Genomic DNA, 8,390 nt, shown 5'->3' on the forward strand with positions numbered 1-8,390 from the left:
ACTAAAAATCATCACTTCGCTTAGGCTACGTTTCCCTGATTTTCAGCGATAGCCTATAAGCGATTGATTTATATGGGTGTAAGATTGTCATGTTTGGCTTAAATTAAAATTGGCGAAGGTATTGAATAAAAGATCATAAATAATGCACTTAACTACTCACTATGTTGCCAAAAGAAATTACAAAAAGACCAACTCTAAATAGACGGTTAGGAATAAAATCTTCTTTATCTAAACCAAAATTACTTCTATCTGGAATTATTTTACTTTGGATTGGTACTGGCCGCCCTTCGACTTTAGTCTATGCTGACACTACTTCAGATGGCTCTAAAAAGCTGAAGATTAACCAAGACGTCTATGATAAAACAGAACATGTATGGGGAAATATTGGAGATTTACCTTCAAATTTCAAATGTTTACTAGAGAAATGTCCAATTTTTGATTCCCAAATGGAACCTCTACAAGTTGCACTTGAGCTTATATGGAAATTATGTACGGTATCGTTTATTGACTCAAGTCTCGCAGGTAGCTATGAACGAAGTGGTGGCATACGCAAGCTAAAGCAACTAGAGTTTACTAGTACGCTAGACATCTTAAATGAAGTGTTAACTGATGTTCATGGGGATTGTCCAGTAGACGTATTTGAGGTGTTAATTAGCTGGCTAAAAGGTGAAAAAAATAATAGCAATTTATATGAGAAAAAATTGTTACGCGTACTTACGAATTTCACTGAAGATACGCATTTTAAACTAGAATATGCGGGGGAATTTATAGAATTTCAACAAGAGGGAATATACCAACTACTAGAAAGAGATAATAGCATAAGTCTCGGTAATGGCGAGAAAAAAGGACCTCTCCGTATTTTTAATAGTATCTTAAATGATGAACTACATCCTTACCTTACACTTAGTCAGGGTGATGTTATAAAGAGAAGTGGAATATCTGGATTTGATACCTATAAGGGTAGGGTTTCTAATTATTTAAATATCATTGAGAGGAACCAATCTATCACAATAGAGCCTGAAGTATTCAATGATGATAAAGAAAACATTACTCCAATAAAAACTGAATTTCCACTAAATTGGATTATTTATGGAGCGCCGGGCACAGGAAAGTCACATTTTTTAGAGGAAAATATAGTTAACTTACATCCAAAAGAAGTAGCCAGAGTCACTTTCTATTCTGATTATACTTATGGACAATTTGTCGGGGGGTTCCGCCCCGCACCTTTATATGATCCAAACTCTACAAAAGAATATGTAGGAAGGGACAATGTAAAAGAACCTCGCCCTGGAAAACCAATTATAGAATATAGATTTGTCCCTGGAACTTTTCTAAAAATCCTAGTTCAGGCAACAAAAGATAAATCAAATAATAGGTACCTTTTGATTATTGAGGAATTGAACAGGGCCGATGCTCCAGCTGTTTTTGGAGATATATTTCAATTACTTGATCGTAGTAAAGATGGAGAAAGCAAATACCCCATATATTTATCGACAGAAGCTATAGAATACCTTATTTCTAACGGAATTGGACCGTCAATAACTATCCCATCTAATCTCTATATTTGGGCAACTCTTAACAATGCTGATCAAGGAGTTATCCCATTAGATACTGCGTTTAAGCGTCGCTGGTCATTTTTCTATATGGGTTTAAACGACGGGGAGAATGCATTGCATGACACCTCTATAAAAACAAAATTCCAGTCTTCATCAGGTGAAAGTCTAACCTTAGAATGGAATGACCTTCGACAGAAAATCAATATAAAGTTATCGGAATTACGAATACATGAAGATATGCATATCGGTCCATTCTTCTTAACTAACGATGAACTTTGTGATGATTCTGCCTTTAAATTTAAACTACTTTCATATATTAGGGATGACATACTTAGGCATCGAGCAGATGAGTTTTTTTCATACCCGAACGCAACATTATCTGAACTATTATCACACTATAGTAAAGGTAATAATATATTTCAATTTCCTCTTGAATAAGGTGGAACTAAAAAGTGTCGATCACCTACCTAACAGAAACAGAATTCAGCATACAGAGCTTAATTGATGAAAAAAAGATAGTAGAATCTGACGCATGCGATATAGAACTAGCACTAGAGTTAAGTAGGAGTAATCGCCGTAAAAAAATTAACTTTGTAGGGTTAATTGAGACGCCAGGTCGCGTGCTTTTTTCACTACCTAAATTTCATCATGGCAAAAATGAAACTACTGCAAAATTAATTATAAAATTGATGCGCAGGATTAGCAAAGAGAACAAGAATAGCAAGTGTCCTGCTGATGCACAGCTATTTGATCAAAAGAAAAATGAAGGTCACCTAAGTCGAATCAACATAGCTAGCTTCATATTAGAAGACTTTTATACTAATGGACTGCTATCTATACGACGATCTTATTTAAAATACTCTGATACACGTACACCAGATTGGGGTAGAACAATTCAAAATAGATATGCACTTCATAGTGAAAGTGGCCCTATATACGAAAAATGGATAAGCAAACATACAGAAAGAACTGAGCATAAGGTTATTACTGAAATACATAGAGCTATAGTAACGAAATGTTCAAATTTATATGGTGAATTAGCAGGTTACCCAAGCAACCCTATATTGGGATCGTCCACTAGATCCACTGTTATTACAACGGCACTACCGATACTAAGGTCTGTAATGAGACGAACTTTTTTCATGCGAGAGACGCAAATACTTAAAGCGCTTATTAATTGGATTGAAGAGGAGCATTATAGTGGCGTAAAGTTTTTCGGAACGCAATATTTTCATACTATTTGGGAAAAAATATGCTCATCTTTGTTTAGTGATGTAAAGAAATCAGATAACTGGAAAGATGTAATGCCCCTTCCAGAGTGGAGAATATGGAAAACATCTAAAGTTTACTGCTCAGAGGGGAAATTCATTATTGATGCATTAACAGAACTTCCTGATAAAAAAGGTATTCTTTTGCTCGATGCAAAATATTATCGAGTAAAACCAAGTCAAGATGGTCGTGTTTCTGGGCCTGGAGTCGGAGATATATCAAAGCAACTGCATTACGAAGATCTAGTGTTTACATCGAATACTTTTACTACGCTATTCGGAGAAGATAGATCTAAGATTATTAACTGCTTCGTTTTTCCTGTAGGGAGTAATGCTCTAGATTTATTTCCTTTTGGCGAGATAAAAATACCTAGAATCACAAAAAATAGAATTGTTTGCGTCAATCTATCTGGTGTACGAGCCATACAAAGGTATCTGAATAACCAGTTATTTACTCATTCTGAGCTAAGAGATTTTAATATATTGATAGATCAAACAACTGCATCATTACCGTAACATTTTATAATTTTCCTAGCTATTGCTTGTGCTAATAGAGGTGGAACGGCATTACCAACTTGTAACATTTGGTTTGATTTTGTACCACAGAAAATGAAACTGTCAGGGAATGATTGTATTCGTGCTGCTTCTCTTACAGTTAGACATCTATCCTGCCATGGCAATGTAAATTGCCCTGATGATGGCGTATCGAATCGAGTTGTAATAGTTCTTGCTTGAGCATCATCATTTAGACGAGTCCAGGTACCACTGTATATTGATTTAGTCAGGTGCACGGGAGGTAAATTTTCCTTACCGCCACCATTTTTCGCAATCATTGCCAACCTTTGAAGAGCAATATTTGAATGATTTGTCGCTTGATGATTGTATATTCCTTGTGATTTCACTCTCATCATTTTTTGGTACGGATAAAGTGGTTTACTGGGATACGGGTAATATAATTCGCCTTCTCCAGATAAAATTGATGGCAAATCTGATATAGATTCTTTAATAGTTACAAGATCTTTTTTGGGTGCAGGGAACTCAAATTTATTATCTCCACGTTGGCCGACAATAAATGCACGCTTCCTATGTTGTGGCACTCCATAGTCTGAAGCATTAAGAACCTGTGCCTTCAATTCATAGCCAATCATACTGAAAGAGCATTTTATTTCTTCATAAAAGAAACTATTCGCCGTCGTAAGTATATTAGGGACATTTTCAATTACAAAGAACTCAGGGTGCAGGTAGTTTACAACTTCAAAAAAATATTTAAAAAGATAATTTCTATCATCAGAGGTATTCAACCGTTTTCCCTTCTGGGAGAAGCCTTGACAAGGTGGACCACCGAAAATAACATCTACTCCCCCACTCAACTTAAACTGTTCAAAAGTTTCAGGAATATTTAAATTCTCTACACCTGATACTATTAACTCCGTGTTCGGATGGTTTAATGCATAACCTTCAGCAATAGCTCCATTCTTTTCAACGGCTAATAAAACTTTAAATCCCGCTAACTCAAAGCCAAGAGACATCCCGCCAACACCTGCAAATAAATCAATAGATTTCATTTATTTCCGCATAATTTCAAACGATTTACTGCGATCTCAAAGTAATTCTCGTCTAGTTCAATACCTAAAAACTTTCGTCCTAACTTTAAACTTGCAACTCCAGTTGTACCACTCCCCATAAACGGGTCTACTACGAGATCACCAGGATCAGATAAAATTTCTACAAAATGCTTGATGAGTTTTAGTGGTTTTTGTGTAGGATGCTTACCACACTTTTTCTCAGAAGCTGGGGTTAACGAATATTCAAAAAAATCATGAATAGCTTTTCCGGAATTATTAAATGTTCCTGATGGACCTTTTTTTACGAAATAAACCCAAGCTTCTGTAGAATTAACAAAAGTTATATTCATGTTACGTGGAATTGGGTTAGTTTTATGCCATACACCTATAGTCTTATAATAAAAACCTGCCTCCTGAGCCGCAGCAATCAAGCTTTCTATTTTCATGAGGGACATAAAAATTATGATGCCACCATCAACACGCAAAAGTTGATAAGCATCAATTAAGAAACTTTTCATTTTAGCATCCCACTCTTCATGCTCCAAGTCATCCCAGCCGCTTGAAACGAAATGATTTTCACGCATGCGAAAGACACCTGCATTACGTTTTTTCATAAACCGGCCTAGATTATACGGCGGATCAGTTATAAAAAGATCTACGGATTCAGTGTTGATTTTTTTCATTCCAGTAAGGCAATCTTCTTGCAATACAGACCACGACTGACCGTTTTGTTCTGAAAAATTGTTCGATACACTTAAGCTTGATTCATGGCTAATATCATCAGCAATAACACTTTGTTTCAATTCTGTTCCTTATTTAATTTGTTGTTGCTTGGAGATCTAAACGAATTACCTCTAGATTTCTTTGGGGGAATGTCAATCCTAACAATTACACTCTCATAATCGTAAGCGTCGGTTCTGTCGCAAAAAGACAAATGCTTGTGTAGAAACCAACTGTGACCTATTTTTGGTGGTGGGTTAAATCTGTTATTAGGCATGAATATCTCGTCCAAATTCGACTTTATTAATTAATAGTCCAATGACAATATCATGCATTTGTTCTATTTTGGAAAAACAGATTGTTCGACGCGTTAAGCGTTTAATCCATGTTCTAAAATTTAGGTTTTTTCGTTCAATTTTTTGAGTGTTTTGTTTGCCTATTTCATGTTCATTTACATCTAAGTTTCGCTCATAAGCCCCCCAGTCATCTGTATAATATCTGCTTATTTCAAAAGGAGTCAGTAAGGCTTTTAGCTCTTTGAAAACATCATCTTTACGCTTGCCAAATACATAAGCAATTGGTAAGGGGTGGATAACATCTTTTCGTTATCCATGCTTTATCAATACGTCCCGTAGGGAGCCAATATATTCCCCACATGAAAGGTATATCGTAGAATTTGCAAAATGCGTCGTACGGGCATTACAGGGGCTAAACTTACTTGTATGCGAACGTGAAAAACAAAAATAGGCATATTAACTATGAATACCAACTATAAAGATCGAAAGACTATATCTGGCAAGGATAAAGAAGCCTTTGACGAGTTCTTAGCAGGTAAAGAAAGATGGAACGCTTATGTTGATAAACATAATGATAATACGGAGGTGGATTTTTCAAAAGTCGATTTTTCAAAGCATAGGAAAGGAAATGGGGAATTTAACTTCTCAGAGTATCGGTTTCCGAAGAACGGGAGTGTGTCTTTCGCCAGCGCCAATTTCGGCGAGGGTGCTGTGTCTTTTAAGGACTCGACTTTCTACGGAAATGGGGTCGTGAATTTCGAGGATGCTAAGTTTGGCAAGGGATTAGTGCTCTTCGAGTGCACGGGGTTCGGAAAAGGCAGGGTGACTTTTGAGAGGGCGCAGTTCGGAAAAGGGGGCGTGTATTTTAACGGTTCGGCGTTTATGGGGGTAGTGACTTTTAGGCACTCGAGGTTAGGAGAGGGAGTCTTTATTTGTGATTACTGTGAATTTGGAGGTCATGTATCGTTTGAGTCATTGAAATTCTCAGAGAGATTGTCAAAATTTTCTTTACGTCATAGCAGTTTTGATAAATCTTTTGATATTTCAGACAATACATTTAACTGCATACCGGATTTAACCAATACAAAGTTAACCAATCAAGTGTCTCTAGATAGGATGGAAATATCGGATAATTATCCTCCGAAGGGTGATTTTGATAAAAGTGATGGAGAACGTTTATGTCGCCTAAAAGAACTTGCAGAGGCTAATAAAAGCTACCAACAGGCACTGGGTTTTCATGTTATCGAAATGCGAGCCAAACAGGATAAGATTAAGAATCAGAATACTAAGGATAAAAAACTTCGTATATATTTAGGTGAAATATTTCATAGATATTTGGACAAAATTTTTGATGTAGTATGTATCTATGGCCAGAGTATAATACGTCCAGTGCTCTGGCTTCTGGGACTAACTATTGTCTGTACGTTGATTTATGCTAATGAGTCTAGCTTAGATTATTTTCCTTTAGGATATGGGTTCTTGTATTCTGTATCTCAGGTATTTTCATTCGTCCCTGCCGGACGTAGCATCACAATTGGTATTCTTGATAAGTTATTTCCATGCGAACCACAACAAATACCGAACGTGATCTATTCATTAAGCCTTATTCAAGGCGTGCTGTCGTTTCTGCTTGTGTTTTTAATCGGCTTAGGACTTCGTAACCGTTTCCGACTCTGAATACGGATTTTTATCAGAGGTAGAGACAACATGAACCTCTCCTAATATCACGAGAAGGCGTCTGGATAATCGCCTATTCGCTGCGTAGGTGAGATTACGGCGAAGGAGTCCTGGGATTTCGTGAAGTAGCATGGAGGGGATGTCACCTTTTTATTTAGTTATACAAACTATAAACGAACGTTTATAATATGTATAACTAAATAAAAAGGTGTGCTTATGATTAAGAAAGCAATCGGTTACGTAAGAGTATCAACCTCTGAACAAGGAAGAAGTGGGTTAGGGCTAAAGGTTCAAGAATCGGATATAAAGGAATTCTGTAAAAATGAGGGTATTGAGTTAATCAAGATATTATCCGAAGTGGAAAGCGGAAAAGGGTTTGATGCTTTAGAGAAACGCCCTGTATTATCTCAAGCATTAAATTGCGCTAAAAAAGAATCAGCTTATATCATTGTGAATAAGTTAGACAGACTAGGTCGCGATGTTGCTTTTATATCATCGCTAATGGCAAATAAAATCCCATTTATTGCAGCACAACTTGGAAGAGACGCAGACCCCTTTATGCTCCACCTATACGCGGCTCTATCCGAAAAGGAACGGGAGTTGATTAGCACTAGAACAAAGGCGGCTCTACAAATATTAAAGGCGCGAGGGGTTCAACTAGGTAATCAAACAAATTTAAATGAAGCACGGCTAAAGAGCAATGCAATAAACAAGAAGCTAGCCAGTGACTTCGCTAGAACCGTAAGCGACATTATCGAGGGGTATCGGATTAAAGGTTTATCAATGGGGAATGTGGCTAATGAATTAAATAAACTAGGCGTAAAAACGAGGCGCGGGGGGCAATGGCACGCATCAACAGTGAAGAATATTATTGACCGAGAGAAAACCGTATAAATTTAGGCCTGTCTAATTATATTTTTAAAAGGCTCTGAATAATTCGGAGCACTGTGTCCATGTGACATAAATATCCATCCTATGGTGCACTGGTGACTTGAAATGAAAAACCATACAGGGATGTAAGTCTTATTGAGAAGACGGCAGTGAGTGCCGTCGTTGGTGCGTTATCGTGAGATATTTGTTGCTAGTGTTTTGAATTGCAATACTATGATTTTTTGAGCGTAAATAAAGACTAATCGCAGTCTAAGTCTAATTTCACTGTGTTGCTTAATTGACCCTTTTATACGTTGTTACTTTAAGATTTCGCGATCAAAAACTTGGAAACTGGCGTTTATAGTTAACCGTCATAAACACCTGAATATTGCAAGGTTCATGCGTCAGGGCTGGGCTTTAGCAGGATAGTTATGCCTG

The 8,390-nt window shown here is 36.9% G+C and carries 6 protein-coding genes and 1 pseudogene; 4 read left to right on the forward strand and 3 right to left on the reverse strand.

Annotated features, from left to right (window positions below; genetic code table 11):
- Positions 1 to 161 precede the first annotated feature (161 nt).
- Positions 162 to 1,994 (forward strand): AAA family ATPase, encoded by a 1,833-nt coding sequence (locus CDZ78_RS12435; RefSeq protein ID WP_087870300.1) that lies wholly within the window; start codon positions 162 to 164, stop codon positions 1,992 to 1,994.
- Positions 1,995 to 2,008: 14 nt separating this feature from the next.
- Positions 2,009 to 3,340 (forward strand): LlaJI family restriction endonuclease, encoded by a 1,332-nt coding sequence (locus tag CDZ78_RS12440; protein WP_087870301.1) that lies wholly within the window; start codon positions 2,009 to 2,011, stop codon positions 3,338 to 3,340.
- On the opposite strand, the gene CDZ78_RS12445 is transcribed toward CDZ78_RS12440, so the two are convergent.
- From CDZ78_RS12445 to CDZ78_RS12455, 3 genes and pseudogenes are all read right to left on the reverse strand, one after another.
- The gene (locus CDZ78_RS12445; protein WP_087870302.1) at positions 3,316 to 4,389 is read right to left on the reverse strand and encodes a DNA cytosine methyltransferase; all 1,074 of its coding nucleotides are present in this window, start codon (positions 4,387 to 4,389) and stop codon (positions 3,316 to 3,318) included. The genes CDZ78_RS12440 and CDZ78_RS12445 overlap by 25 nt on opposite strands.
- On the reverse strand, positions 4,386 to 5,192 hold the full coding sequence (locus tag CDZ78_RS12450; RefSeq protein ID WP_307190497.1) for a DNA-methyltransferase: 807 nt from the start codon (positions 5,190 to 5,192) through the stop codon (positions 4,386 to 4,388). Before CDZ78_RS12450 ends, CDZ78_RS12445 begins: the two co-directional genes overlap by 4 nt.
- Positions 5,193 to 5,378: 186 nt before the next feature.
- Positions 5,379 to 5,687, reverse strand: a pseudogene (locus tag CDZ78_RS12455) (IS1 family transposase); the annotation flags it as partial.
- A 180-nt stretch (positions 5,688 to 5,867) separates the two neighbouring features.
- On the opposite strand from CDZ78_RS12455, the gene CDZ78_RS12460 reads away from it, so the two are divergent.
- Complete coding sequence (locus CDZ78_RS12460; RefSeq protein ID WP_087870303.1) at positions 5,868 to 7,082, forward strand: pentapeptide repeat-containing protein; 1,215 nt, start codon at positions 5,868 to 5,870, stop codon at positions 7,080 to 7,082.
- A gap of 216 nt (positions 7,083 to 7,298) precedes the next feature.
- Complete coding sequence (locus CDZ78_RS12465; RefSeq protein WP_087870304.1) at positions 7,299 to 7,976, forward strand: recombinase family protein; 678 nt, start codon at positions 7,299 to 7,301, stop codon at positions 7,974 to 7,976.
- Positions 7,977 to 8,390 lie beyond the last annotated feature (414 nt).

Source organism: Bathymodiolus platifrons methanotrophic gill symbiont (assembly GCF_002189065.1).
Taxonomy (GTDB): Bacteria; Pseudomonadota; Gammaproteobacteria; order Methylococcales; family Methylomonadaceae; genus Methyloprofundus.